Annotated in this window: 24 protein-coding genes and 1 tRNA gene; 9 read left to right on the forward strand and 16 right to left on the reverse strand. The window is 45.1% G+C overall.

The window, feature by feature from the left end; translation table 11 throughout:
- Positions 1 to 154: 154 nt before the first annotated feature.
- A tRNA-Cys gene (locus tag F0227_RS18510) sits at positions 155 to 228 on the reverse strand.
- 305 nt (positions 229 to 533) lie between these two features.
- On the opposite strand from F0227_RS18510, the gene F0227_RS18515 reads away from it, so the two are divergent.
- Positions 534 to 887, forward strand: coding sequence for a hypothetical protein (locus tag F0227_RS18515; protein WP_171754731.1), 354 nt, complete (start codon positions 534 to 536; stop codon positions 885 to 887).
- Positions 888 to 992: 105 nt separating this feature from the next.
- The gene (locus tag F0227_RS18520) at positions 993 to 1,592 is read left to right on the forward strand and encodes a thiol:disulfide interchange protein DsbA/DsbL (protein ID WP_171754732.1); all 600 of its coding nucleotides are present in this window, start codon (positions 993 to 995) and stop codon (positions 1,590 to 1,592) included.
- Between the two features lie 61 nt (positions 1,593 to 1,653).
- Here the strand turns inward: F0227_RS18520 and F0227_RS18525 are convergent, their stop codons facing one another.
- From F0227_RS18525 to F0227_RS18535, 3 genes are all read right to left on the reverse strand, one after another.
- Positions 1,654 to 3,585, reverse strand: a complete 1,932-nt coding sequence (locus tag F0227_RS18525; RefSeq protein WP_253822133.1) for an alkaline phosphatase D family protein — start codon at positions 3,583 to 3,585, stop codon at positions 1,654 to 1,656.
- Between the two features lie 308 nt (positions 3,586 to 3,893).
- Positions 3,894 to 4,184, reverse strand: coding sequence for a Bor family protein (locus F0227_RS18530; protein ID WP_171754733.1), 291 nt, complete (start codon positions 4,182 to 4,184; stop codon positions 3,894 to 3,896).
- A 250-nt stretch (positions 4,185 to 4,434) separates the two neighbouring features.
- Entirely contained in the window at positions 4,435 to 4,875 is a 441-nt protein-coding gene (locus tag F0227_RS18535) for a MarR family transcriptional regulator (protein ID WP_171754734.1), read from the reverse strand.
- A gap of 97 nt (positions 4,876 to 4,972) precedes the next feature.
- Here F0227_RS18535 and F0227_RS18540 point away from each other — a divergent pair, with 97 nt between their 5' ends.
- Positions 4,973 to 5,683, forward strand: coding sequence for a siderophore-interacting protein (locus F0227_RS18540; RefSeq protein WP_171754735.1), 711 nt, complete (start codon positions 4,973 to 4,975; stop codon positions 5,681 to 5,683).
- A gap of 172 nt (positions 5,684 to 5,855) precedes the next feature.
- Here F0227_RS18540 and F0227_RS18545 read toward each other — a convergent pair whose 3' ends face one another.
- The 7 genes from F0227_RS18545 to F0227_RS18575 form a co-directional block, all read right to left on the reverse strand.
- Positions 5,856 to 6,614, reverse strand: coding sequence for an SDR family oxidoreductase (locus F0227_RS18545; RefSeq protein WP_171754736.1), 759 nt, complete (start codon positions 6,612 to 6,614; stop codon positions 5,856 to 5,858).
- 14 nt (positions 6,615 to 6,628) lie between these two features.
- Positions 6,629 to 7,519 carry a 3-hydroxyisobutyrate dehydrogenase gene (mmsB, locus tag F0227_RS18550; protein WP_171754737.1) on the reverse strand — a complete coding sequence of 297 codons (891 nt, stop codon included), beginning with the start codon at positions 7,517 to 7,519 and terminating at the stop codon, positions 6,629 to 6,631.
- 14 nt (positions 7,520 to 7,533) lie between these two features.
- Positions 7,534 to 8,667 (reverse strand): enoyl-CoA hydratase/isomerase family protein, encoded by a 1,134-nt coding sequence (locus F0227_RS18555; RefSeq protein WP_171754766.1) that lies wholly within the window; start codon positions 8,665 to 8,667, stop codon positions 7,534 to 7,536.
- Between the two features lie 9 nt (positions 8,668 to 8,676).
- Positions 8,677 to 9,453, reverse strand: a complete 777-nt coding sequence (locus tag F0227_RS18560) for an enoyl-CoA hydratase (protein ID WP_171754738.1) — start codon at positions 9,451 to 9,453, stop codon at positions 8,677 to 8,679.
- 37 nt (positions 9,454 to 9,490) lie between these two features.
- Positions 9,491 to 10,645, reverse strand: coding sequence for an acyl-CoA dehydrogenase family protein (locus F0227_RS18565; RefSeq protein WP_171754739.1), 1,155 nt, complete (start codon positions 10,643 to 10,645; stop codon positions 9,491 to 9,493).
- 112 nt (positions 10,646 to 10,757) lie between these two features.
- Positions 10,758 to 12,251, reverse strand: coding sequence for a CoA-acylating methylmalonate-semialdehyde dehydrogenase (locus F0227_RS18570; protein ID WP_171754740.1), 1,494 nt, complete (start codon positions 12,249 to 12,251; stop codon positions 10,758 to 10,760).
- Positions 12,252 to 12,310: 59 nt separating this feature from the next.
- The gene (locus F0227_RS18575; RefSeq protein WP_171754741.1) at positions 12,311 to 13,489 is read right to left on the reverse strand and encodes a thiolase family protein; all 1,179 of its coding nucleotides are present in this window, start codon (positions 13,487 to 13,489) and stop codon (positions 12,311 to 12,313) included.
- A gap of 210 nt (positions 13,490 to 13,699) precedes the next feature.
- Here F0227_RS18575 and F0227_RS18580 point away from each other — a divergent pair, with 210 nt between their 5' ends.
- From F0227_RS18580 to F0227_RS18605, 6 genes are all read left to right on the forward strand, one after another.
- Positions 13,700 to 14,086, forward strand: a complete 387-nt coding sequence (locus F0227_RS18580; RefSeq protein ID WP_171754742.1) for a MerR family DNA-binding transcriptional regulator — start codon at positions 13,700 to 13,702, stop codon at positions 14,084 to 14,086.
- 44 nt (positions 14,087 to 14,130) lie between these two features.
- Complete coding sequence (locus F0227_RS18585) at positions 14,131 to 15,300, forward strand: isovaleryl-CoA dehydrogenase (protein ID WP_171754743.1); 1,170 nt, start codon at positions 14,131 to 14,133, stop codon at positions 15,298 to 15,300.
- A 182-nt stretch (positions 15,301 to 15,482) separates the two neighbouring features.
- Complete coding sequence (locus F0227_RS18590) at positions 15,483 to 17,090, forward strand: carboxyl transferase domain-containing protein (RefSeq protein WP_171754744.1); 1,608 nt, start codon at positions 15,483 to 15,485, stop codon at positions 17,088 to 17,090.
- Between the two features lie 45 nt (positions 17,091 to 17,135).
- A complete protein-coding gene (locus tag F0227_RS18595) occupies positions 17,136 to 17,918 on the forward strand; it encodes an enoyl-CoA hydratase-related protein (RefSeq protein WP_171754745.1) in 783 nt (260 codons plus the stop codon).
- Positions 17,911 to 19,920 (forward strand): acetyl-CoA carboxylase biotin carboxylase subunit, encoded by a 2,010-nt coding sequence (locus F0227_RS18600; protein WP_171754746.1) that lies wholly within the window; start codon positions 17,911 to 17,913, stop codon positions 19,918 to 19,920. Before F0227_RS18595 ends, F0227_RS18600 begins: the two co-directional genes overlap by 8 nt.
- Positions 19,921 to 19,922: 2 nt before the next feature.
- On the forward strand, positions 19,923 to 20,828 hold the full coding sequence (locus F0227_RS18605; RefSeq protein ID WP_171754747.1) for a hydroxymethylglutaryl-CoA lyase: 906 nt from the start codon (positions 19,923 to 19,925) through the stop codon (positions 20,826 to 20,828).
- A gap of 8 nt (positions 20,829 to 20,836) precedes the next feature.
- On the opposite strand, the gene F0227_RS18610 is transcribed toward F0227_RS18605, so the two are convergent.
- The 5 genes from F0227_RS18610 to F0227_RS18630 all read right to left on the reverse strand — a co-directional run bounded on the left by F0227_RS18610 (position 20,837) and on the right by F0227_RS18630 (position 26,100).
- Complete coding sequence (locus F0227_RS18610; protein WP_171754748.1) at positions 20,837 to 21,436, reverse strand: methyltransferase domain-containing protein; 600 nt, start codon at positions 21,434 to 21,436, stop codon at positions 20,837 to 20,839.
- A gap of 189 nt (positions 21,437 to 21,625) precedes the next feature.
- Complete coding sequence (locus tag F0227_RS18615; RefSeq protein ID WP_171754749.1) at positions 21,626 to 22,843, reverse strand: AMP-binding protein; 1,218 nt, start codon at positions 22,841 to 22,843, stop codon at positions 21,626 to 21,628.
- A gap of 9 nt (positions 22,844 to 22,852) precedes the next feature.
- Complete coding sequence (locus F0227_RS18620) at positions 22,853 to 23,674, reverse strand: ABC transporter ATP-binding protein (RefSeq protein ID WP_171754750.1); 822 nt, start codon at positions 23,672 to 23,674, stop codon at positions 22,853 to 22,855.
- Positions 23,675 to 23,724: 50 nt separating this feature from the next.
- Positions 23,725 to 24,969, reverse strand: coding sequence for an ABC transporter substrate-binding protein (locus F0227_RS18625; RefSeq protein ID WP_171754751.1), 1,245 nt, complete (start codon positions 24,967 to 24,969; stop codon positions 23,725 to 23,727).
- Positions 24,970 to 25,032: 63 nt separating this feature from the next.
- On the reverse strand, positions 25,033 to 26,100 hold the full coding sequence (locus tag F0227_RS18630) for a branched-chain amino acid ABC transporter permease (RefSeq protein WP_171754752.1): 1,068 nt from the start codon (positions 26,098 to 26,100) through the stop codon (positions 25,033 to 25,035).
- Positions 26,101 to 26,107: the final 7 nt, after the last annotated feature.

The raw sequence follows: 26,107 nt of genomic DNA on the forward strand, positions 1-26,107 counted from the left end.
ACTTGAACCGGCACAGCGCGAACGCCGAGGGATTTTAAATCCCTTGTGTCTACCAATTCCACCACCAGGGCACGCAATTCTTTATTGCGATGCTGTTAACTGAACAAGTTATGACACCATCTTGATACCGAATAATCATCAATATCACAAAATGTGGAGGCGCGTCCCGGAGTCGAACCGAGGTCCACGGATTTGCAATCCGCTGCATAGCCACTCTGCCAACGCGCCATTGTTTTCAAAGGCTTGCCCTTGAGAACGAGAGGTACTTTAACGGATTGAGATATTGAGTCAACAAAAAATTTCGTTATTTTGATCAAGTGGTTACTCAACAAGCGAAATGATGTTTTTTTTGCCGTTATTGCCAAAAATCAAGCAGTACACCCCTTTCACCGCTCCTACTTAACGGATAAAAGGCCATAGAAACGAAGTCACTATGCTTTCCGGTATCAATCCTAAATCAAAAACAATAACCTTGACAGACACATCCAGCTATCAGATATTATTGACCTTCACATAAGGTAGCAATGAATAGCATGAAAGCAGTACGCTCATTTTGGACAACGTGTTTAACGCTGTTAGCATTATCGCTAACCAGTGTCGTGCACTCTGCTCCGCTATTATTGCCTGTTGATCAAACTGAGCCAGCTCACGTAATCGATGAGTCAACTCACCTTTCTTCCCATTGTGAAGACAAACAAGAACATAACGTGGAGCGTAACAACACAGCAAATAACTGCTGTAGTAGCAGTTGTTACATTAGCGTTCCATTCTCACCATTTTCTCACCTAGAATTACTCCCTGCACACAGTTTGGCCTTAATTCTGAGTGATCCTCCTGCACCTTTATCCAGTTTCACACGTGCCCTCTACAAGCCTCCAATTGCTTGATTTTATTAATTTTTAAAAACTAAACATTATATTAATAGCATCAACAACTATATGGCTAAGTACCACTTTAAGCATAAGTGTACCTAGACCATAGGAGAACAAATAATGAAAGCTCTATTGACTGTATTTACCGCCCTAGTAATGAGTTTCTCGCTACAAGCAGCCACATTTACCGAAGGCGATTACTACACGACCCTAGATAATGAACCCTCAGCCACCCCCACCGTTACTGAGTATTTCTCATTTTACTGCCCACACTGTTATAAATTTGAGGGAGTGATTACTGAACTGAAGAAAAATATTCCAGACACGGCCAAGTTCCAGAAAGTTCATGTCGCCTTTATGGGAAATAATATGGCAGTACCTATGGCAAAAGCCTATGCCACTATGGTGGTGCTGAAAAACGAAGAAACCATGGTTCCGGTCATGTTCAAGCAGATTCACGACTTCCAGAAAGCACCAAGGGATGAGGCAGAGTTACGCCAGATCTTTTTAGACAACGGGGTAACCGCTAAAAAATTCGACGCCGCTTATAATGGTTTTGCGGTAGATTCCATGCAGAAGCGTTTTGACCAGCAGTTTAACTCAAGCACGTTAACGGGTGTTCCTGGTATTGTGGTTAATAATAAATATGTGGTTAAAGCGGATAAAATTAAGAACTATCAAGAATATTTTGATCTGGTTAACTTTCTACTAAAGAAATAACCTCTATAAGTTAGCAAAAATTAAAATCCCCCTCTAATCGCAAGGTTAGAGGGGGATTTTTCTATCCATCCGTAGGTGGAAAATCTATCTCTTTTCCACTAGCAGTAATAATTCTAACACTGTTTGGCTTACCGTTATCATCAAGTTTTAGCTCTCCAATGGCGCTAATATTGACTAAACGGTGTCTTCCTGCAATATCAGGATCTCTCTTTTTAATCTTCATCCGTTTTCGTTTAGTAAACCAGTTCAGTGGTGATTGACTGGCGTATAACATCCTATCCATAAAGTCGCAAAAACGTAGTAAACCATTAGGAAACTCGTTTTTAATCCCACTAGAGGTAATTTGATAAATATTTAAGCTATTACGATGAAACCTAAGCTTTATGTCATAGGCAAAAGAGTAATGAACGTCGCCAGAAAGAATTATAAAGTTGGTTGGCGTTTTGGTGTGGGTAAAAATACTCAATAAGGTATTCGCTGATCCGGGATGAGCCATCCAATTTTCCGCATCAATTAATAACGGCTCACCTAACCAAGTCATCATACGTTGCAGTGTCTCTATAAATTTCACACCAAACATTGGGGCTGGTGAAACGATAATTACAGATGGTTCATTTAACATGGATTGTTGCAATTCACTTAACGCTTCCCAATCCATTAAGCCTGAAGGTTTGTTCATCTTAGACTCAGAGCGCCACCGACGAGTTCGAGTATCTAATACCAAGACCTTCGGCGTTGTTTCAATTGTGTAATGCCACTGTTCAAACTTTAGTAAGCGGTCAATAAATCGATCTTGCTCTTCACTCCCCCACTCATTGCTGTACTGGCGAAACTCATCAATAAATGCACCATCAAACCGTTCAGGATCATTGCCCCACCCTTGGCACAGCCAGTAACTGATTAATCCATTACCTATAATCCGTTTAGATAACGAATTTTCATACGCTGCTTTTTCCCAACCTACGGTAAGGTTCCAGTCATCGGTAATATCATGATCATCAAAAATCATATAGGTGGGTAGATGCGCCATTAACCTTTGAACTTTTGCTAAACCAGCAACAAAGGCGCCAATAGACTGCTTCTCTTCATGCCACACTTTTTGCCAATGCTCTGTCAGCTTAACTCCGTTAACAACAAAGTCTTTATCCTCTATTCGGTCATCAACAAACGACCAAAGTGTAGGCGACCATACCAAAAGGTACATGGCAATAAACTCAGCAAATGTAAATAGGTGGTTTTCGCACTCTCTTGAGCTAAATATCGCCTTTTCAGAACTCGGTAGCAGTCGCTCTATAAATCCATTAGAGAGCCAATCACGTCCGGTTTTAACACTAGGGAGTAATTTATCTCGCCCATATAGAGTCTCAACATGCTGATAGAGTTGTTGAGAGTGTTTAACACTCCCTTGTGGAAAAGTCTCATCAGGTAAACCAAGTAACGGAATAACTTGGTGAATTGCGTCCAACATCGGACCCGCAACATGATCCGCATAGATTTGATCACCACTCATCATAAGTAATGCGGGGCGATCAAGCGGTTGCTGCTTCGCTATTTTATTGTCAGCGGCAACCAGACTGTCTTGACTAGAGTGATGAGGATTTCTACACGACCCATGTAAAACATGGTCTGCTCTGCTGTTAATGACAAAGGTGATGCGCTGTTCTTGTGAGTAGAGTAACGAAGGACTCAGTGAAGTGATATCTCCTTGCTGAGTGGTTATTTGATACTGTAGCGGCTGATCGGTCGGAAACTCTCCTCTCAGTTGCAGCAAAATTATCCAAGCAGAGTGACCAAGCTGTATCTGTTCGCTCTCCGTTATGGTTTTTTCAAAAAAAGGACTCTTTTGATCAGGAAAATAGAGAGAAACTGAGCCCTGCAAAGGTTGCGAAGTCGCCAACCAAAAAGTTAACTGTGAGGCTGTAGATTTTCTTATTATCGGGCCAGATAAAAGCAAAGGTATCTTATCGTCCATTTGGTCATTCAATGTGTGCATGCTTTCTATTCACCTCCACCATTCACTACTTCTATTCTGCCAGCTCACCTTTAGATCTAGGACTTTATCTTAAGGCTATTTAGCTAAATAAAACAATAATAACAATGTTGTAACAGGAAAAAGAGGCACAATTGAGTGATGATAAACAGATCCGAATATGTTTGTCGGTTAAAAAAGCGACATTTACCTATTTAAGGCTAACTATTTTGCGGTATAAGAAAAGATGAAGAGTGAATAAAAAGAGGTAGAAAAGAGAGGAATGAGAAGTGGAAAAAGCGTGAGAAGAAAACTTCTCACGCCCAAAAATCTTATTGGTTTTTGCAGTAAACGCGTGCGTCACGTGGTGTGTAGATACCAAATGTTACTGCACTTAGTAGACCGTTAACAAAAGTTTGTTGAACTTCTACTTTAGCTACATTTTCCATGCCGCCACAAACTTCAGCTGCATCGATCACTTTTTTCTGGCCAATACCATACACAAAAAAGCTTTGTGATTGCTCAAGAGTTTTGTCTTCTGCTGGAGCAGACATTGTAAAAGTTTGCTGAGCACAACCAGTAGCCAATACAGACAGTGCTGCAATTAAAACTAATTTTTTCATTCTAGCCTCGTAAAATTGTATTTCATGGTCCTGAGCGAAAAGTTCATTCACTAAATGATAATGAGCGACTCATTCATCCCATCCATTAAACAAGTTTGACACGAATTCAAACGCATATCCATAACGTTTTATTATGTAATCTGTGATGCATATTACTAATTATCAATTTGATTTATAATAATTAAGCTAAATTTTGAAAACTGCTAAGTGGTCTCTGCATTCATACAACAACATGAGGTATCAATATCTGTTATATCTGTTCCGGCTTTTGTCGCAAGTTAGCGGCCAGTTTTTCAGTCACCACGACAAATAGCTCAAGCTCCTCCTCAGATAAACCTTGCACCATTCTCTCGATCAATTGCCCATCCACTTGTTTCATCTGTTTTAATAAATCCACTGCGTTTGGCTCTAGTACTAATATTTGGCTTCTTTTGTCGCTTGGATTAGGTATACGTGCAATCAAACCATTGTGCTGCAAATCTTTAACCAACCTCGCAATCTGGGCTTTATCACGCTGAATAACCTGTCCCAACGTTTGAGCCGTACAAGGCCCTATTTTATCCAGTAAACGCAGTACCTTCACATGCATCATAGCAACCGGAAGTTGCTGCTCTATCAAGGCATCTTTCATCTCCGTTTTCACGCTAAAAAAGAGCTTAAAAAGAGAATCCAATAAATTTTGAGATTTCATTTCCATCAACTTAGTTGACATTATCAACTTTAATATCTAACATAGTTGCTATTATCAACTACATCCAGAGTTGATGCAATTATGTAAGGGCAAATAGATGAAATTTAAACGACGAATGGCTCAAGTATGTGATGTTATCGACCTTTCAAAACACATGCGCCGAATAGTAGTTACAGGTGACGATCTAGCGGATATTCCTAGCGGGCTAGAAAGTGCTCATGTAAAAGTTATTTTTCCTACCCCTGGAGAATCAAAACCGAAATTGAGTTTCGATCTCGGTCTTAAAAAGAGAATGCGCTCTTATACCATTAGGTATTTTGACGCCAAGACTCGCCAATTAACGATGGATTTTGCTGTAAATGACCATGTTGGTTTAGCTACTCAATGGGCATCGCAAGCTAAAGTGGGCGACTTTATCGGTATAGCGGGACCCGGAGAGATCAAACATACCGATTTTTTCGCGGACTGGCATCTAATTGTCGCAGACTTAACTGCGCTACCTGCGGCAGCCGCTACCATAGAAAAGTTACCAAAGGAGGCCACTGGTCACGCCTTCATTCAGGTGCCTTCGTCGCAAGATATACAAGATATACTCTGCCCTGAGCATCTTAATATTCATTGGGTCATTAACGGTGATCTGCAAAATAATGTACTGCTCAAAAAAGTCACCGAGATGACATGGCAGAACGGCGTACCCGCCATTTTTATCGCTGCGGGTTCAAAGCATATGAAGGCCATACGACAATTTGTGTTAACCAAACCCAATACCGCAAAAGAGAAGATTTATGCATCCGGCTATTGGAAATAGTTAACAGCTCAGATTTGATGATCAGCTACAGAGCTAAGATGCTGGCTAAGCTAAATGGATATTAGTGGATGTTAGCGAATTCGACAGCCATCAAACACTCTCAAGCCACTGATTTTTAATAAAAAAAGGAGGCTCCACGCCTCCTAAAAGTAGTACACTACCACAAAACACGCTACATTCTCATTCCACCATCGACTTCGATCACCCGACCAGTAACAAAATCATTCTCAAGAGCAAATTTCACTGTAGAAGCGATCTCTTCTGCATAACCTAATCGTCCAACAGGGATCATTTTCACCAGCCGCTGCATTGCTTCCGGTTTTATCTGATCCGTCATCGCGGTTTTTATTACGCCTGGCGCAATGGCGACAGAACGGATATTGTATCGACCTAACTCTTTCGCCCACACCTTAGACATGGTTGCCACGGCAGCTTTTGACGCGGAATAATTGGTTTGACCCACATTTCCTGCACGAGCAACGCTGGATATGTTGATTATGACACCCTCACTGTCCGTCTCCATCATCACTTTCGCCGCTTCTCTGGCACATAAAAATGTCCCCGTAACATTCACATCCATCACCGACTGAAACTGCTGCAAAGACATGGTATGAATTTGACCATCTCTCGCTTTAATAAACATCCCATCGCGCATCATTCCAGCATTGTTGACTACACCATTTAGCTGCGAAAAATCTTGAGCAATGGCTAGAAAGCTCTGACAAACTTGCTCTTCATTGGTTACGTCCGTTACGTAGTAGTTCACTTTTACGCCTAGCTGTTCACACTGCTGTTTTGTCTCGGATAACGAGGCTTCATTAACATCCAGAAGCGCCAAGTTCACACCACTCTCGGCCAGAGAAAGCGCCATGGTTTTTCCTAACCCTTGGCCCGCTCCGGTAATGGCAATAACACTGTTAGCAAGATCCATATCATCACCTACCCTTAAGCTTTATTTTGATAGAACTCAAATAGACTGGAAAAATCTTTCTGACCATTGCCTTGAGCACTATGTAACGTAAAGAGATTTCGCGCTAAGTTACCCATTGGGGTGGCGACTTGACTCTGTACAGCCGCTTCCATCGCAAGCCCCAGATCTTTCGCCATTAGTTGGCTCATAAATCCACCTTGGTAACCATTACTGGAAGGCACATTTTCCATTACTCCAGGGCAAGGGTTATACAGCTCTAGCGCCCAGTTTTTTCCTGAACTTTGCAACATAATGTTTGATAGCACTTTGGCATCCAGTCCGTTTTCTATGCCTAGATTTAATGCTTCGCAAGTCCCGCTCATCAATACACCTAACATCATGTTGTTACAGATTTTAGCAACCTGCCCTGCGCCTGCGTCTCCAGCATGGAAAACATTTTTTCCCATATGATCCAGTATCTGCTTTGCTTGCTCAAAACAGTGCTGCGAACCGCCAACAATAAAGGTTAGTGTCCCAGCCGATGCGCCAGACACACCACCAGACACAGGGGCATCAACAAAGTCAAAACCTTGTTGTTCCGCTTTCGAGGCAACATCTCTTGCGGTGGCAGGATCAATGGTTGAAGAGTCAATAAGCAGAGTACCCGATGAAACATTGGCCAAAACGCCGTCTGGACTAAAATAAACTGTTTGCACATGCTGACTAGCAGGCAACATGGTAATCACAACATCAGCATTGTCGACCGCATGTTGAATAGAGTCGGCCCCTTTTGCGCCAAGAGATATCGCTTTCTCTAGTGCCAAAGGATTAAGGTCATAAACGGTAACGTTGAACTGCGCGTTTATTAAGTTTTCTGCCATCGGGCCACCCATATTTCCAAGCCCGATAAAAGTAATATTTTTCATGTTAATCATCTCCATTATGATAGGTTGTATTCCATTAACTCTTCACTAAGAAGCTGCTGCGTAGTGCAGATTGGTGAGAAAAAACGCGCTAATAGTTGAGGCGAAACGCTAGACACGTCGTTATGAAGCCACTTAGGATCATGACTTTTATCAATGACCAAGCTACGTACACCTTCTCTAAAATCCCCTTCCATTCCACAGCGCAGTGTCAAACCGTGTTCTAGCCTAAAACACTCATCGAGCGGTAAGTTTTGATACTGGGTGAGCTGTTGATAGCTAATTTGCATAGATAGTGGGCTGCCGTACTCTAACGCGCTTTGCGCACTACGGAACCACTTGTTATCAATATCAGCAGCACTAATATTGGCGATGATTGAAGAGAGATCTTCCGCCTCACATAACTGGCGAATTTGCTCTGCAAAAGCCATCATTTTTTCCCCTTGAGGATTAGGGCAATCAAGTTTAGCCAGTAATTGCCCTATCTTGGCATTCTTATCGCTCTCTTTATGCCAATGTACACAAGCTAACTGCTCAATGAACATCGCTTTGTCATTTGCATCTACCACCCAATGACATAAGCCAACGGCTTTCATATCTTCAGCACTAATTTGTGCGGAAGTAAGAGAAAGAAATAGCGCATAAGGCTTTTCAATACGGTTAAGAAAATAGGTCGCTCCCACATCGGGATATAATCCAATTTTCACTTCTGGCATCGCAAATCGAGTGTTATTCGCAGCCACTCTCTGGCTCGCTCCCATAAACAGCCCAACGCCGCCCCCCATTAAATAACCATGTCCCCATGCGATAACTGGCTTTGAATAGGTATGGATCAAATAGTCACAGCGATATTCCAGTGAAAAAAAGCTATCCATCGCCTCCGTCGCGGTTGCAGGATCCTGCTCTCTGTTCTCCAGCAAACGATAGATGGCCTGTATATCTCCTCCGGCACAGAAGGCTTTGTCACCCCTTGCGTGCAACAGAACAGCGACGATACTGTCGTCCGCCTGCCACTGTAAAAGTTGCTGATATAGTTGCTCTATCATGGTGTAAGTCAGAGCGTTTAGCGCATTGGGATTGTCTAATTCAGCCACGCCGATTTGTGAACCATCAGTACACTCGATAACCGATAAATTAACTCTAGCCTGCATCATATTCCCTTACTTTGAGTGCCAGTTGGGTTTACGTTTCTGTAAAAAAGCAGCCACACCTTCCGTCTGGTTGTCGCTGTTGATTAGCTTCATAAACAGTTCACGTTCCAGTACGAGACCAGAGAGTTGGCTATTACCACGACCATGCTGTATTAGCGACTTACAAGCCCTAACCGAATCCGGTGACTGTCCCGACACTTTACTGGCCAATGTCATTGCGGATTGAAACGCCTCTCCAGTCGCCACCACTTCTTCAACCAATCCTATTTGCTTTGCTTGATCTGCCGTGACTCTTTCGCTGCACAAAATCATTCGTTTTGCCCAACCTTCTCCCACTAACGAGGTTAAGTTTTGCGTGCCTCCGGCACAAGGCAATAACCCGACCGATGCTTCGGGTAATCCCATCTGCACCTGCTGCTCAGCAATACGGATATCACAGGCCAGCGCCACCTCTAAACCTCCCCCCATGGCATAACCATTAATGGCAGCAATGGAGACCCCTTTAAAGGCGGATAATGCTTCAAAGGCCTGACCAAACGCATTAGCCATGTCCAACGCTTCCCCTCTGTCGCCGCTAGAAAAGGTGTTCAAATCTGCGCCGGCAGAAAAGAACTTTTTTCCCTCACCGGTAAGCACAAGCGCATAAATATCACTGTCGTTATTGAGCTTTATGATCAACTGCTGTAACTGGCGTAGCGACTCTAATGTCCACGTATTGGCCGGCGGGTTATCCATAACCAGCTGCGCAATATGTCCTTGTTTTTCTAACTTAATTTGTGCTGTCATGATAGTGTTTTCCTTAATCAATCATTACAAGGTCAGGCTAAAGCAGCTCGACACCTTCACTCAGTAATCGTCGCGATATGATCAGACGCATTATCTCATTTGTCCCTTCAAGAATTTGATGAACGCGGACATCTCGAAAATGACGCTCCACTGGGTACTCTTTGATGTAGCCGTAACCACCGTGTATTTGTATTGCCTGATCGCAAATTTGGAAACCGACGTCGGTAGCAAATCGCTTCGCCATTGCACAATAAGCGCTTTTTTCAGGGTGTTGATTGTCCAGCTTGCTGGCAGCTAAGCGCACCATCTGTCTTGCCGCCACTAACTCTGTGGCCATATCCGCTAACTTAAACTGCAACGCCTGAAAATGAGACAATGTTCGGCCAAATTGCTTCCGTTCAGTCATGTACTGCTTAGCTTCATTTAATGCTTGTTGAGCGGTTCCGATTGAACAGGTAGCAATATTAATTCGGCCGCCATCAAGCCCTAACATGGCGAACTTAAATCCTTCACCTTCCTCGCCAAGCAGGTATTTAGCGGGAATGCGCACATCTTCGAAATTGATCATACGAGTAGGTTGAGCATTCCAACCCATTTTTGACTCTTTCTTACCGTAACTAATGCCATCACTGTCTGCCGGCACCACAAAAGCAGAAACCCCCGTTGCGCCTTCTCCCCCAGTGCGAGCCATAACAACAAGAACATCGGTATCACCGGCACCTGAAATAAACACCTTGGCACCATTTAACCGATAGTGCTCCCCTTCTAACACAGCGCTTGTTGTTAATGAGGCGGCGTCTGAGCCGGCATTCGGTTCCGTTAAGCAGTATGACGCTAACGTCTCACCGCTAACTAGTTGAGGACAGAACTGTTCAGCCACTTCCGGCTTAGCAAAACTGGCAATCATCCAAGTGGCCATATTGTGAATCGTCATAAACGCTGTTGTCGCGGTACACCCCATCGACAGCTGCTCAAATATAATGGCAGCATCAAGACGCGACAGACCGAGTCCACCATGTTCTGGCGGTGTATAGATACTGAGAAATCCAAGCTCACCCGCTTGCTTTAACACCTCTTTGGGAAAGATAGCTTTCTCATCCCACTCAGCCGCGTAAGGCAGCAGCGCCAGATCAGAAAACTGTTTCGCCGCATCAGCAAAAGCTTGCTGATCTTCATTCAATTCAAAATCCATTTTGCATCCCAACCATTTCAATCATTGTTACTAGGCAAAAGTCACCCTATCACTGGGCGTCTCTTTTGCCTCGCCTATCACTATCACAAGCTTACCTGTGGTTAACTTAATGCTACTTGAGCTGAATAGTCATATTAGGACCAGAAGGAATATCATCTTCAAACCAACGAGCGGTAACGGTCTTAGTTTCAGTAAAGAATCTCACTGCCTGTTTACCGTATGCATGAAGATCACCATGGAAGCTTCCTTTCCAACCCGTAAAAGAGAAGAAAGGCAGAGGAACAGGAATTGGTACATTAATACCCACATTGCCCACTTCAATATGATGTTGATATTTTCTCGCCGCTGCACCACTAGCTGTAAAGATAGAAGTACCGTTACCGAATGGGCTGCTATTAATCAGCTCGATAGCCTCTTCTAAAGAGTCCACTTCCATAGTGAGTAGCACTGGACCAAAAATCTCTTGTTTATAGATAGACATCTCTGTAGTGACATTGCTAAACAGAGTAGGTCCAACCCAGTTGCCTTCCGGATAACCTTTCACTTGGCAATCAGAGCCATCAAGTAGACAGTCAGCGCCAGACTCTTTACCTTCATTAATCAGTTTAACCACCCGCTGTTTTGCTAACGGACTGATCAAAGGACCATAGCCGGCTTGTTCATCGTCCCATGCCCCCGGGTGAATCTTAGCTAACTCCTCTTTTAGTTCGCCGATCCACTCTTTACTGTCGCCAACAAAAACCGCAACCGAAATCGCCATACAGCGTTGACCCGCTGCACCTACGGAAGCACCAACCAAGTTATTGATGACTTGCTGCTTGTTAGCATCAGGCATAACAACCATATGGTTCTTTGCACCAGTGAAGGATTGAACACGCTTGAGATTATCAGTGCCCGTTTTATAGATATACTTACCAACCGGTGCTGAACCAACAAAGGATACGGCACGAATTACCGGATCACTTAATAGACGGTCCACTTGCGATTTTTGCCCATGGACAACTTGCAACACTCCCTTTGGCGCGCCTGCTTGCTCAAATAGCGCCGCCAGTTTCATCGCAGTTAGCGGTACTTGTTCGGAAGGCTTAAGCACATAGGTATTGCCACACGCAACCGCCATAGGAAACATCCATAATGGGATCATGGCCGGAAAGTTAAACGGCGTGATGCCTGCGCACACACCAAGAGGCTGAGTGTAAGAGTAGCCATCAATATTGGTGGCGACATTTTCCACCGTCTCACCCATCATCGCGCTAGAGATGTTTGCCGCCTGTTCAACCACTTCTATGCCTCGCCACACATCCCCTTTCGCATCGGCAAATGTTTTACCCGTTTCGCTAGAAAGCAGAGTCGCAATCTCATCATGTTGTTCTTTTAGCAAATGTTGATAACGAAGCATTAACCTTGCACGTTCAGGAGCAGAAACCTCTTTCCATTTTTTAAACGTTTCTGCCGCATGGGTAATTGCTGCGTTCATTTCAAGCTCTGTTGCACATGGCACCTGTGCAATCACCTCATTTGTCGCTGGATTGGTGACATCTAACCATTCGCTAGAATCTGAATCGGCAAACTCTCCACCAATATATTGTTTAACTCTCTGTGTCATGATGACTTCCTTGTGTGCAGTTATTAATCAAGATATATAAATCATTTCTGTTGTCGCCATTAAGCAATCTCTATTGCTATTGCTGTTGCTTCACCACCACCAATACAGAGTGAAGCAACTCCTCGTTTTCCACCGGTTTGTCTTAGTGCGTGAATAAGCGTAACCAGAATACGGTTGCCGCTGGCACCGATAGGATGACCCAGTGCGCATGCACCACCACGAGGGTTAACTTTGTTCTCATCTAAATCCAACGCTTTAATGGCGTGTTGAGTAACCACCGCAAACGCTTCATTGATTTCCCATAGATCCACATCCGACTTTTTCCAACCGGTCTTTTGCAGCAACTGCTCAATGGCATAGACAGGAGCAATAGTAAATTCTTCTGGTTTTCTCGCATGAGTTGCGTGTGCAACGACCTTTGCTAGAGGCGTTAATTTTTCCTCTGTCGCAAACTCGCTATCCAGTAATAGCAGAACCGAAGCACCATCAGATATCGAGCTTGAGTTTGCTGCCGTCACGCCACCATCTTTGGCAAAAGCCGCCCGCAACGTGGGGATTTTATTGACGTCGAGTTTATTCGGCTGCTCATCATCTGAGACTATCTGTTCATCGCGTCTTGACTTAACCGTCACTGGGACGATTTCATCAGCAAATAATTTATCGCCAATTGCATTTTGCGCTCTTGTGACTGACTGTTGTGCCCATTTATCCATGCTTTCACGGCTAAATTCATAACGTTGTGCCGTCTGTTCGGCGTAGACACCCATCAACTCTCCTTGATAAGCGTCCTGTAAACCGTCGTAAAACATATGGTCAAAGACCTGTTGATGACCGAGACGATAACCGTCTCTCGCCTTACTGAGCAGATAAGGCGATGCGGACATATTTTCCATACCACCCGCCACCACAGCTTTTGCGCTACCCGATTTAATAAGGTCACACGCCAACATCACAGTTTTCATTCCAGAGCCACACACCTTATTAAGAGTTGTCGCGCCAACAGACTGAGGTAAGCCCGCACCAAGTGCCGCTTGTCTTGCTGGTGCCTGTCCTACTGCTGCAGTCAACACACACCCCATAAGTACTTCGTCTACTTTGTTTTTGTCGAGTTGGCTTGCTTCTAGCGCTGCTTCTATCGCTTTTGCTCCTAAAGCGGTTGCCTCTGTAGTTGCTAACGCCCCTTGGAAAGCGCCTATTGGCGTACGTTTAGCGGCAACAACCCAAATTTCATTACTCATTTTATTAACCTTTCGTTGACGTTTGCGTAATAAATATACTAACATTTACGTAAACGTCAAGTTAAAGACTATTTGTTGTTATGTTAATTACTGCGTTTTTTACGAAACATATGTGAATTCAAGGATAAACAAGCATTACAATTCATTTACTTTAACGTTAACGAGTTATATATTCGTATGTAAGTTATACGAAAGTCGAAAGGTTAAGTAATGAATACATACAAAATCAGCGAACTTGCTAAAGAGTTTGACATTACAACCCGAAGTATCCGCTTTTATGAGGATTTGGGGCTGATTGCGCCTAAGCGCAAAGGGAACACCCGTATCTACGATGGTCGAGATCGAATTAGGCTAAAACTGATTCTAAGAGGTAAACGCTTAGGTTTCTCTCTCGCAGATATAAAAGAGCTATTTGAGCTCTACGATACTGATCAAAGTACAAGTCAATTGCGCTACATGATTCAGTTGATTGAAGATAAAAAAGCCACATTGCAGCAGCAGAGCGATGACATCAAGGCGGTAATGATGGAACTCAACGCGGCGAAGTCGCGATGTGAAAATACACTGAAAAATCTGGACGACGATATCGCCACCTGACAACTTTAACAAGATGTAGGTGGTTCCATATATAAGGACATAAAATGAAATCTACCTACTCTTCGTTAAACTTCGGTTACGACGAAACCATTGAAATGCTCCGTGAGCAGATAAACCATTTTGCTGCAACGGAGATCGCTCCCCTTGCTCAGTCTATCGATCAATCCAATGAGTTCCCCAACCATCTATGGAAAAAATTTGGCGATATGGGCCTATTAGGCGTCACCATTGACGAAGAGTTTGGTGGGGCAGAAATGGGCTACCTCGCCCACGTCGTAGCCATGGAAGAGATCAGTCGAGCTTCTGCCTCTGTCGGTCTTAGTTACGGTGCCCACTCTAACCTCTGTGTAAATCAGATCTCTCGCAATGGCACACAGCAACAAAAAGAGAAATACCTACCAAAACTGATCTCCGGTGAGCATATCGGCGCTCTTGCTATGAGCGAACCTGGAGCGGGCTCTGATGTGGTCTCCATGCAACTCAAAGCGCAACGCAAAGGTGATATTTTCTTGCTCAACGGCAACAAAATGTGGATTACCAACGGTCCAGATGCCTCAACCTATGTGGTTTACGCCAAAACTGAGCCAGAGCTGAATGCCAAAGGGATCACCGCCTTTATCGTTGAACGAAACTTCGCTGGATTTTCTCAAGCACAAAAGCTGGATAAATTGGGTATGCGTGGTTCCAACACCTGTGAGTTGGTTTTTCAAGACTGCGAAGTTCCTGCTGAGAACATCCTCGGCGAAGAAAACGGCGGCGTCAAAGTGTTGATGAGTGGCCTCGATTATGAACGCGCCGTTCTCGCTGGCGGCCCGCTTGGTATTATGCAGGCGTGTATGGATATCGTTGTGCCCTATATTCACGACAGAAAACAGTTCGGTCAATCCATTGGCCAGTTTCAGTTGGTTCAGGGAAAAGTCGCCGATATGTATACCCAAATGAACGCCGCAAAAGCGTATGTATATGCCGTTGCTGCCGCTTGCGACAGAGGAGAAACCACCCGTAAAGACGCGGCTGGTGCCATTCTGTACAGTGCGGAACTCGCCACCAAACTTGCCCTCGATGCTATTCAACTTTTAGGTGGCAATGGCTACATCAACGAGTTCGATACTGGCCGACTGTTACGGGACGCCAAGCTATACGAAATCGGAGCCGGTACATCTGAAATCCGCAGAATGCTAATTGGCCGCGAACTATTTAACGAAAGCGCCTAATTCTCGTTATCCATTTATCTCTGGGGTCTATTGACCCTAATGACCAATTTACATTAATGGCCTTATTTCATTGATTTTTTTAGCTAAGTATTCGAGCTAACAATGGATAGAGCATAAATTTGAATATCGTCGTCGCTAGCTGTGAATTCAGTGTCAGCGACGTCAAATGGAGACGACTTATTATGGCTCTGCTAACAAGCAACATAAACACTCAATCTGAGCAGTACCACAACAACTACCGCTCTATGGCGTCATTAGTTGATCAACTGTTTACCATTACTCATAAAATTGAAGACGGTGGTGGTGAAGCCGCCCGACAGCATCAACAGAAAAAGGGCAAATTGCCCGTTCGCGAACGCATACTCGCTTTACTCGATCCCGGCTCTTCTTTTTTAGAAGTCGGTCAATTTGCCGGCTGGGATGTCTACCCTGACTACGTCCCTTGCGCTGGTGTTGTCGCCGGTATCGGTATCGTCGATGGCATTGAGTGTATGATTGTGGCCAATGACGTCACAGTAAAAGGGGGCAGCTACTACCCTCTTACGGTAAAAAAACACCTAAGAGCACAAGAAATTGCGGAAAACTGCCGCTTACCTTGTATATATCTGGTGGACTCTGGTGGGGCAAACCTCCCAAGACAAGATGAAGTATTTCCCGATAAAGACCACTTTGGTCGCATTTTTTACAATCAAGCTCGTATGTCCGCCAAAGGTATCGCACAAATAGCGGTGGTTATGGGGCTCTGTACGGCGGGTGGCGCATACGTTCCAGCCATGTGCGATGTATCGATAATCGTAAAAGATCAAGGAAGCATCTTTCTCGCTGGCCCACCATTAGTTAAGGCTGCTACGGGAGAGGAAGTTTCCGCAGAAGATCTCGGTGGTGCTGATGTGCATTGTCGCGTATCGGGTGTCGCCGACTATTACGCACAAAGCGATCATCATGCGTTAGAACTTGCTCGACAAGCGTTATCGCAAATCAATCACGTTAAACCCTCACAACTGAAAACCAAGCCGGTGCTCCCTCCCCGATTTAACGCTGAAGAGCTATATGGCGTAGTGGGTACAGACTTGAAGAAACCTTATGACGTTAAAGAGGTCATCGCTCGGATAGTGGATGACTCTCAATTTGACGAGTTCAAAGCGCTGTTTGGCGACACTCTGGTGTGTGGCTTCGCTCATATTCACGGTTTTCCTATCGGCATTGTTGCCAACAACGGCATTCTGTTTTCTGAGTCAGCCCAAAAAGGCGCCCATTTTATTGAACTATGTGCGCAACGAAAAATCCCTCTGCTGTTTTTGCAAAACATTACTGGCTTTATGGTGGGTAAGAAATACGAGTCGGAAGGAATCGCCAAGCATGGTGCCAAGATGGTTACCGCGGTCGCTTGTGCCAATGTACCCAAATTTACCATTGTAATTGGTGGTTCATACGGTGCCGGAAATTACGGTATGTGCGGTCGAGCCTACGATCCAACGATGATGTGGATGTGGCCAAATGCCAGAATCTCAGTAATGGGAGGCGATCAAGCGGCTGGAGTGATGGCTCAAGTGACCCGAGACATTAAGAACCGTAAAGGTGAGTCATGGAGTGAAGAACAAGAGCAGGAATTTAAACAACCCATCATCGATCAATATCAGACACAAAGTCACGCGTATTACGCCAGCGCAAGACTTTGGGACGACGGTATTATCGACCCGGCCCAAACACGGGATGTGTTAGGTATTGCCATTTCCGCAGCGCTAAATGCTCCAATTGAAGAGAGCAAATTTGGCATATTCAGAATGTAATTTCATCATTCACAACGATAAAACGGGATAAACACAGGAAGTGATATGACAGAACTACTCGTTGAAAAAGATAGTCATGGCGTTGCGTGGCTCAGCTTTAATCGACCAGAAAAACACAACGCCTTTAACGACCAAATAATAGCTTCAATGCTACAAATCCTCGAAGATTTGCAACAAGACGATAGCTTAACTGCGCTGGTATTGATGGCAAATGGGGACCATTTCTCTGCCGGAGCCGACCTGAACTGGATGCGCTCAATGGCGGAGAAGAACCAACTAGAAAATCAGCAAGACGCTCATCAACTGGCCCTGCTACTGCACAAACTAGACACATTTAAGCACCCTACTCTCGCCTTGGTGCAAGGCGCAGCATATGGCGGTGCACTGGGTCTCATTTGCTGCTGCGATATTGCGATTGGAACAGCCAAAAGCCGTTTCTGTCTGAGTGAGGTTAAGCTCGGCTTAATTCCTGCCACAATCAGCCCATACGTTATTCGAACCATTGGCCAGAGGCAGAGTCGACGCTATTTCATTAGCGCAGAAACCATTGATGCAGAAACGGCCCTATCAATGGAAATCTTACATATGATTTCGGCGCATCCAAAACAGGATGCAGAGAAACTTTTACAGCAGATGAAAAATAATGGCCCTATCGCGATGCAAAAAGCAAAAGAGCTCTGCTCAAGAGGCCATCATCACCCCATCAATGACGCCCTTATTGACTACACCAGCCAAGCCATTGCTGAAACCCGAGTTTCAGCGGAAGGCCAAGAAGGACTCAATGCCTTTTTTGAAAAACGCACTGCCAATTGGAGGAAGCATGATTAAACGTGTATTAATCGCTAACAGGGGCGAGATTGCCTGCCGCATTATTGAGACTGCTCAGCGGATGGCAATAGAAACCATCGCGGTATACTCTGATGCCGATCGCAATAGTTTGCACTGTAAACGTGCTGATTTCGCCGAATATATTGGCCCTTCCCCTGCATCCGAATCCTACCTTGTTGTCGACGCAATTATCGCAGCGGCGAAAAAATGGCAAGCAGACGCAATTCATCCCGGATACGGTTTTTTGTCTGAAAATCCCCAGCTCGCCAAAGCGTGCAAGGAGAACGACATCATTTTTGTCGGCCCATCTATTGATGCCATTGAAAAAATGGGCTCAAAATCTCAAGCGAAATCCATCATGACCAATGCCAAGGTGCCCTTGGTTCCGGGATATCACGGAACAGATAACCGTATTGAAAGCTTGATCGCTGAAGCGGATAAGATCGGCTATCCGGTCATGCTTAAAGCCATCCTTGGTGGTGGCGGCAAAGGCATGCGCGTGGTGAGCAGCAAGCAGGAGATGCCCAACGCCGTTGAGTCCGCCCAACGTGAAGCGCTGTCGAGTTTTGGCAACAGCGAAATGCTGATTGAGAAATGCATTATCAAGCCCAGACACGTTGAAGTGCAGATATTCTCTGACCGCCATGGTCACTGTCTCTATCTTTCAGACCGTGACTGCTCCATTCAACGACGACATCAAAAAGTGATTGAAGAAGCGCCAGCGCCCGGACTCTCGGATTCACTGCGCCGTCAAATGGGTGAAGCAGCGGTACTCGCGGCAAAAGCGATCGATTATGTTGGCGCCGGAACCGTCGAGTTTTTACTGGATGACAGCGGCCATTTTTACTTTATGGAGATGAATACTCGCTTACAGGTAGAACACCCTGTCACCGAAATGATAACAGGCATCGACCTAGTCGAATGGCAGTTCAGAGTGGCAAGTGGTGAGCCGTTGACCCTGTCACAATCGCAGGTTGAACACCATGGGCACGCCATCGAAGTTCGCATATACGCGGAAGACACCGACAATAACTTTATGCCATCGACAGGGGGAATTAACACTCTTTATCAGCCTAAGCCGTCGAACTACGTACGACTGGACAGTGGGATCGTTCAAGGTGATGGGGTTAGTGAATTTTATGACCCTATGCTGAGTAAGCTGATTGTTTGGGGGGAAGATCGCAACATCGCCATTAGTAAACTTAAAAAAGCGCTGTGTGACTATTCTATTCAAGGTGTCACTACCAATATTGGCTATATGCACACGCTAATATCGCTAAATGCCTTTTCTCAGGCAGAACTCGATACCGACTTTCTTGTCACCCATCAAGCCGATATTCAGCAGTTGCACAGCATAGATTTATCTCTTTGGTTAGTCCTCGCGGCCTCTGCTCGTTGGCAAAGCATCACCACAACGAAGCAGACGTTACTTGCTGAACCCAGCAGACAAGGTTTTCAGCTCTCTCCTAGTCGTATTTGGCGATTTAATTTTACCTATCAGCAAACAAACCATGAAGTGCTGATACGTGCTGAGCACAACCAGCTTCAACCTGAACTATCGGTGCAGGTTGGCGATCAACATTACTCACTGTCCATTATAAACAGTGATGATGGTTTGACCATCGATGTGGATGGCACTCGCCACAAGATTCAAGCAGAGATACAGCAACAGAGCAGCTGCATTTTTTATCGTGGTCAGCAGCGGGAGTTTAGTCATATAGCGAGCTTTGAACCTGAGTGTGATAGCGAGGATCAATTTCACCCAACCGCACCTTTAAATGGCTTAGTGTCAGCAATACTGGTTAACAAAAATGATACGGTGAAAACAGGGGATCCCTTGCTGGTTATTGAAGCGATGAAGATGGAGTACACCATATCTGCACTGCAACCTGCCACGGTGGATGACATCCTATTCCAAATTGGCGACCAAGTTCATCATGGCGCCATTTTGCTCAACTTGTCGCCATGCCAACAGACGCTAACCAGCGATGCGGAGGCTTAATCATGTTACCTTCTCACGTAAATATCGTTGAAGTCGGCCCCCGAGATGGCTTGCAAAATGAAGTTTCCGTTCCTTTACAGGCCAAGGTTCGCTTGATTGATCAATTGAGTCAGAGTGGATTGAAACATATTGAGTCAGGCTCCTTTGTTTCACCAAAGTGGGTGCCACAGATGGCAGATTCAGAGCAGGTGTTTGCCGCCATCAGCAAAAGTGATGAGGTGGTTTATAGCGCTTTAACCCCCAATACCGCTGGGTTCGAGCGAGCGCTGGCCAGTGGTGTAAAGCAGGTCGCCATCTTCGCTTCTGCTTCTGAGTCATTCAGTAAAAAGAACATCAACTGCAGCATCAGCGAGAGCATCAAGCGCTTTGAACCGATTATTGCCCTAGCGCATCAACATCAAATATCGGTTCGTGGCTACCTCTCTTGCACCATGGTCTGTCCGTATGAAGGCGCTATCTCACCACAAATAGTTAGCGATATTTCTCGGGATCTGTTTGATATGGGCTGCTACCAAATCTCCCTAGGAGACACAGTAGGAAAAGCGACACCTAACCTTGTTGCGACAGTGATAGAGCGTCTGTTAGCACAACTTCCTCAAGATGCCTTAGCGGTTCACTTTCACGATACATGGGGGCAAGCACTAGCGAATATTTATCAAGCATTGACCATGGGGATAAACACCATTGATAGTGCGGTCGCGGGACTTGGCGGCTGCCCTTATGCCAATGGTGCCAGTGGAAATGTCGCAACGGAGGAAGTGCTCTACCTTTGTCACAACCTAGGGTTAACTACCGGTGTTGACCTTCATCAGGTGAATAAAGCGGGGTGGGATATCTGCCAAGCATTGGGTAAGCAACCGGTATCCAAAGTTGCTTTAGCGTTAGGGGCACCTGAAAGCAGCGTATAAAACCACTGCTAGCGCTTCTGCCAAACCATCCAATACTCTTTGTCGGCAAACACCTCTACGCTGTTTGCCACTTTTTTCTGTTCAACCAGTTCAAACTTCTCTGCCATTTGCTGCTGCAGTTCACCGCTTCTGAGACAAAAAGGAGGATAGCGTGACTGATACTCGTCGCACATGACAAAGAATCCAATGACCAAACCACCAGCATCAAGCAGCTCATTCAACATAGTAAAATACTCAGACCAATGCTCTCTTGGTAAGGCAGCTAAGAAGGCGCGTTCATAAACAATGTCGTAGGCACTCTCTGGACGATATTGGAACACATCGCCACAACAGACTAAGTTCCCTCTCTGTTTGAGCTGTTGCTTTGCCCGTGAGACAGCTAGGTCACTGTAATCCATCGCTTTAACGTGATGCCCGGCTTCAGTGAAGCTGTTCACTTCGTAAGCGGCACCACAGCCGGGAATAAACACTTTTTTTGCTTGTAACGGACTATTGGATAAGAAACGAATTAACTGCTCCGGCGAGCCTTTTTGATCCCAGGGCATATTCTCATTTTGAAACAGCTTGTCCCAGAAACTAACATCTATTTTCGCACTGCCATTTTTCATTTTTCGCTGTCTCCATTGATTAACTCACCCTTAATTGAAAAGCCTTTAATAGCAAAGCTAGATAACCGAGGTTTACCGCTGTAAAGCCAAGTTTAGCTAGCTTACCGTCATTGTTGACCGGTTATAAAAAGGGATATCGACCTAAAATCGATACCCCTTAAAAACCCGATCAACCGTTGCTAAAACCAGTTAAGTCACAAGTTGTCGCTTATCGTCTATCAAAGGCAACTCATTTGGCATACCAGCAGGCACAAATAGCACCTCGCCTTTCAGTTTAGTTACCGACTGAAGTGTCGACTGGATATCGTTCACGCTGCTATCACCTTGCTGGCAGAAAAAAGTGATGCTGTCTTTATGTCCTTGTCGTTCAATCTTCAGTGATCCTTTCACATTATGACGTCGGCAAATTTCCTCTACTTGATGAGGATAAACAAACAACCCTTTCACTTTAACCGCGGAATCCGCTCTGCCTAGCCAGCCCTTTAAACGAATATTCGTTCTACTCGACTCTTTGGGGATCGGCATTTTGGCGGACAAATCCCCCGTCGCGAATCGAATTAAAGGAAACTTGCTATTGAGAGTGGTCACCACCACTTCTCCGACATCCCCTTCAGGGACCGGATAACCCTCCGGATCAACCACTTCGACGATAATGTCTTCTGCCACTATCAGCCCTTGTTCCCCTTCTGCCTGATAGGCGATTAATCCGAGCTCCGCGGTCGCATAAGCCTGATACACGTTAATGCCATTGCGTTGGAACTCCTGCTGCATCTCTGCTGTTACTGGCTCTCCAGACACCATGGCTTTATTAATACTACAGGGCTGACTGTCTGCTTGTTTATATCTGGATAACAGTTCAATCAGATAGGAAGGAGTGCCGCTGTAGCCTGTCGGTCTCAGCTGTTTTATCGCTTCTATTTGTGCATCCGTGTTGCCCACACCTGCCGGAAACACGGCACAACCACACGCTCTTGCACCGCTGTCCATAATGAATCCACCGGGAGAGAAATGATAAGAGAGAGTATTGTGTACTAACTCCCCGGCACGAAAACCCGCCGCATAAAACGCTTGTCCCATTCGCCAGTAATCCTGCTCTGCTGTTTGCGGTTCATATAGTGGCCCGGGAGATTGAAACACCCGCACCATATCTCCGGCATCGATACAGTTTATTCCGCCAAAAGGGGCGATTTTTTTCTGTTGCTCAGGTAATGAGGACTTACGAGTGATAGGAAAACGGCAAAGATTCGCTCGGTTTGCGGCGAGTTGCTCATCAATTCCAGCAAATAATTTGGCATAGTGACCACTGTTGAGTTTGGCATTGGCGATCTTTTCCGGTAAGTCGGCGAAAAGTGCAGCCTCACGATCTTCAGCAGACAAAAAGCTTTTACTATCTAGAGTTTCACTCATTTTATTTCCTTATATCCAGCGCTTACGTCGCTTATACGATTTCAGATTTTTAAAACTCTTGCGTTCACCTTCGCCACCACCAAGGTAGAACTCTTTCACATCTTCGTTGTTTAACAGCGCATGCTTAGTACCATCCAGTACAATTTTTCCCGACTCCATGATGTAACCATAATCGGCCGCCTGTAGAGCAAAGTTGGCGTTCTGTTCCACCAAAAGCATGGTAATACCATGTTCTTGATTAATTTTTTCAATAATGGCAAACACCTCTTTTACCAATAATGGCGATAAGCCCATAGAGGGTTCATCAAGCAGTATCATTTTCGGTCGAGCCATTAACGCCCTACCGATCGCCAACATCTGTTGTTCGCCTCCAGAAAGATAACCTGCCAGTCCGGTACGCTCTTTCAATCGAGGGAAATAGCCAAATACCATTTCGATATCTTGCTCGACTTCGTTGTCATTGCGGGTATATGCGCCTAAGCGTAAATTCTCAATAACCGTCATATCTTCAACTATTCGACGGCCTTCCATTACCTGAAATATGCCAGATCGAACAATCTCTTCTGGGCTCTTATTGTCAATTCGTTCACCCATAAAGGTAATTTCACCGCGAGTCACTTCGCCATCTTCGGTTTTTAATAACCCCGAAATAGCTTTCAGTGTGGTGGATTTACCCGCGCCATTGGCGCCAAGTAAAGTGACAATTTGTCCTTTAGGTATCTCTAAACTCACGCCTCGCAACACTAAAATGACATCGTCGTAAACCACTTCGATATTGTTTACCGAAAGCATTATCTCTGCAGGTTCTATGTTCCTTGCTAGTTCGCTCATCAAGCCACTCCTTGTGTGAGCGAGGGTTTCCCCTCGCTCTGCATTTCTAATTAGTAACCAAGCCAGTCGTCACGACGAGACAACGTCACTTCTGCCACTTTATCAACCGCGACATTGCCGTCATTATTGTTGCCCATAAAGACGTTAACTGTTGTGGTTCCACGGTGATCATCTGGCTGCCAGTTAGCAGGAATACAGACTCCATCTAACCCTTTTGGTACCCAGTTTTCACGAGCATACATACCTTTCTTGATGTTCTCGCCGGTAATACCGCCGTTGGCTTTGGCCCATTCCATTGCTTCTTTCATATAGAAAGCTGAACAGACGCCACGAATATAGTGGTGAGTTCTGAACTGATTAGGTTCAGATGCAGAATGTTGTGATATTTCTTGTACCAACTTCATTCCTTTGCTGTTGTCTCCCCAAAATGACGTCATACCAGGAAAAACATAGTCTTTTAAGCCATCACCCGCCGCTTCGATAACCGGCTTGTCTCCACCCCAGATGTTGGCCATGTACTGAAACTTGGTACCAACGGTATTACAGGATTTCACTAGAGAGATAACAGAACCGCCTAGGTTTGCGATATAACCATAGTTGGTTCCCGACTCTTTAAGAGACAAACACTGCGCCTTAAAATCGCCCGGTTTCAACGACACAACCACAGGTGGCATCACTTCAAAACCTAACTCTGTCGCGTACTCTGCACAGGCAGCTTTTGGTGCGTTAGGGAACGGGTGGTTATCACCGATGTGAGTAAACTTAGGTTTGCCCGACTCCCCTTTTTTATCCCAATCACTTTTCGCCCACTTAACCAGCGCTCGACACGCATCAGAGTATGATGCGCCATAGAAGAAGTTGTACGGTGCAGGCTTAGCGGTCTTAGGGTTTTTACCCGTTGGATCCGTCAAGTGACCAGAATAAGAGGCAGAAAATACCGGCACCTTATCTTTGGTAACAAACGAGATAAGTGCTTCTGTATCCGCGGTGCCCCAACCTTGCATGGCAACCATATCTTTACGAGCAACCCAACGTTTATAGTTGGAGATCGCTACCGGCACTTTATAAGCCATATCTACCGTTTCAAACTCAAGCTCAGTTCCATCAATGCCACCATGCTTATTAATCCAAAACAGAGCATCTCGCACCCCTGAACCATAAGGCTTACTTACATAAGCTGTCGGTCCAGAGAAATCCACTAAATGTCCAACAAACACAGAGTCTTTTGCTTGCGTTGGTGCAGTCAATAGCGCAGCTGACAACATCAATGGTGCCGCTAAATATCCTTTATTCATGTCAATAATGTCCTTGTTAATGAGGTGGCTCTCACACTTAACGGTGAGAGACCTTGGTAGCGATTAATATGAGAACGGATAGTGTTTCCAATATGCTCGAATCTGTTGCCAGCGGTGCGCTAGCCCTTGAGGTTCGAATATAAGGAACAGCATTATCACCAGTCCGACAGCCATCTCTTTGAGGTAAGAAAGACCATCAATGAATGCCATAGAATTTCCAAACATTGATAATCCTGAAACGCCAAGTTCTAATACTTCTGGAAGCAGTACGATAAATACTGTTCCCATTAGGGTTCCTTTCACCGAGCTCAGCCCGCCAATAATGATCATGGCTAGAAACTGAATCGACATCATGATGGTAAACCCTTCTGCGGATACAAACCCCAAATAGTGACCGTAGAGCGCCCCGCCAATTCCGGCGTAGAAGGCGCAAATGCCAAATGAAAGCAAACGGTACTTTGAGAGGTTAATACCCATAATTTCAGCAGATAAATAGTGATCACGAACCGAAACAAACGCTCGTCCGTCACGTGAACGTATTAAGTTTGATGCCCACATGTACATAAAAATCAGAGCAAACAGTGCGATATAGTAAAAGCTTTCGTCAGTTGAGAACTCATAGCCAAACAGACTGATTGGATTGGCACTGGCGCCATAAGAGCCACCACTAAACCAATCTGCCCGGGCAAAAAAGTCTTCTAAAATAAACTGAGCCGCCAGTGTTGCAATGGCCAGATACAAGCCTTTAATTCTTGCAGCAGGCAAACCAAATAACATCCCGACTATCATGGTCAAGTAGCCTGCCAAAGGTATCGCCAAAAACACCGGAATGTTGAACTGGTTATTAAGCCACGCAGAGGCAAAGGCACCAAAGCCAAAGAAGGCGCCATGGCCTAGCGAGATCTGTCCTGTGAAACCCACCAGAATATTCAACCCTAGTGCGGCGATACCCAAATATGAAATCTGAATAAACAGATTCAGCAGGTAGATATCCATAACCAGCGGTGCTGCTGCCATTAACACCACGCTTGCGTAGGCAATATTACGGATGGTTTTTGTTTCAAAAATCGGCGTATCGTCTTTATACGTTGTGCGGAAGTCCCCACAAGGCCGCATGCTTAGTTGAGCCATCGGTCTA

The sequence above is a fragment of the Vibrio sp. 99-8-1 genome (assembly GCF_013114595.1).
Lineage (GTDB): Bacteria > Pseudomonadota > Gammaproteobacteria > Enterobacterales > Vibrionaceae > Vibrio.

Bases quoted from the DNA above. Each gene is read 5' to 3' on its own strand.
- F0227_RS18515 (WP_171754731.1), top strand. From the start codon at position 534: ATGAAAGCAGTACGCTCATTTTGGACAACGTGTTTAACGCTGTTAGCA.
- F0227_RS18520 (WP_171754732.1), top strand. From the start codon at position 993: ATGAAAGCTCTATTGACTGTATTTACCGCCCTAGTAATGAGTTTCTCG.
- F0227_RS18525 (WP_253822133.1), bottom strand. From the start codon at position 3,585: ATGCACACATTGAATGACCAAATGGACGATAAGATACCTTTGCTTTTA.
- F0227_RS18530 (WP_171754733.1), bottom strand. From the start codon at position 4,184: ATGAAAAAATTAGTTTTAATTGCAGCACTGTCTGTATTGGCTACTGGT.
- F0227_RS18535 (WP_171754734.1), bottom strand. From the start codon at position 4,875: ATGAAATCTCAAAATTTATTGGATTCTCTTTTTAAGCTCTTTTTTAGC.
- F0227_RS18540 (WP_171754735.1), top strand. From the start codon at position 4,973: ATGAAATTTAAACGACGAATGGCTCAAGTATGTGATGTTATCGACCTT.
- F0227_RS18545 (WP_171754736.1), bottom strand. From the start codon at position 6,614: ATGGATCTTGCTAACAGTGTTATTGCCATTACCGGAGCGGGCCAAGGG.
- mmsB (WP_171754737.1), bottom strand. From the start codon at position 7,519: ATGAAAAATATTACTTTTATCGGGCTTGGAAATATGGGTGGCCCGATG.
- F0227_RS18555 (WP_171754766.1), bottom strand. From the start codon at position 8,667: ATGCAGGCTAGAGTTAATTTATCGGTTATCGAGTGTACTGATGGTTCA.
- F0227_RS18560 (WP_171754738.1), bottom strand. From the start codon at position 9,453: ATGACAGCACAAATTAAGTTAGAAAAACAAGGACATATTGCGCAGCTG.
- F0227_RS18565 (WP_171754739.1), bottom strand. From the start codon at position 10,645: ATGGATTTTGAATTGAATGAAGATCAGCAAGCTTTTGCTGATGCGGCG.
- F0227_RS18570 (WP_171754740.1), bottom strand. From the start codon at position 12,251: ATGACACAGAGAGTTAAACAATATATTGGTGGAGAGTTTGCCGATTCA.
- F0227_RS18575 (WP_171754741.1), bottom strand. From the start codon at position 13,489: ATGAGTAATGAAATTTGGGTTGTTGCCGCTAAACGTACGCCAATAGGC.
- F0227_RS18580 (WP_171754742.1), top strand. From the start codon at position 13,700: ATGAATACATACAAAATCAGCGAACTTGCTAAAGAGTTTGACATTACA.
- F0227_RS18585 (WP_171754743.1), top strand. From the start codon at position 14,131: ATGAAATCTACCTACTCTTCGTTAAACTTCGGTTACGACGAAACCATT.
- F0227_RS18590 (WP_171754744.1), top strand. From the start codon at position 15,483: ATGGCTCTGCTAACAAGCAACATAAACACTCAATCTGAGCAGTACCAC.
- F0227_RS18595 (WP_171754745.1), top strand. From the start codon at position 17,136: ATGACAGAACTACTCGTTGAAAAAGATAGTCATGGCGTTGCGTGGCTC.
- F0227_RS18600 (WP_171754746.1), top strand. From the start codon at position 17,911: ATGATTAAACGTGTATTAATCGCTAACAGGGGCGAGATTGCCTGCCGC.
- F0227_RS18605 (WP_171754747.1), top strand. From the start codon at position 19,923: ATGTTACCTTCTCACGTAAATATCGTTGAAGTCGGCCCCCGAGATGGC.
- F0227_RS18610 (WP_171754748.1), bottom strand. From the start codon at position 21,436: ATGAAAAATGGCAGTGCGAAAATAGATGTTAGTTTCTGGGACAAGCTG.
- F0227_RS18615 (WP_171754749.1), bottom strand. From the start codon at position 22,843: ATGAGTGAAACTCTAGATAGTAAAAGCTTTTTGTCTGCTGAAGATCGT.
- F0227_RS18620 (WP_171754750.1), bottom strand. From the start codon at position 23,674: ATGAGCGAACTAGCAAGGAACATAGAACCTGCAGAGATAATGCTTTCG.
- F0227_RS18625 (WP_171754751.1), bottom strand. From the start codon at position 24,969: ATGAATAAAGGATATTTAGCGGCACCATTGATGTTGTCAGCTGCGCTA.
- F0227_RS18630 (WP_171754752.1), bottom strand. From the start codon at position 26,100: ATGGCTCAACTAAGCATGCGGCCTTGTGGGGACTTCCGCACAACGTAT.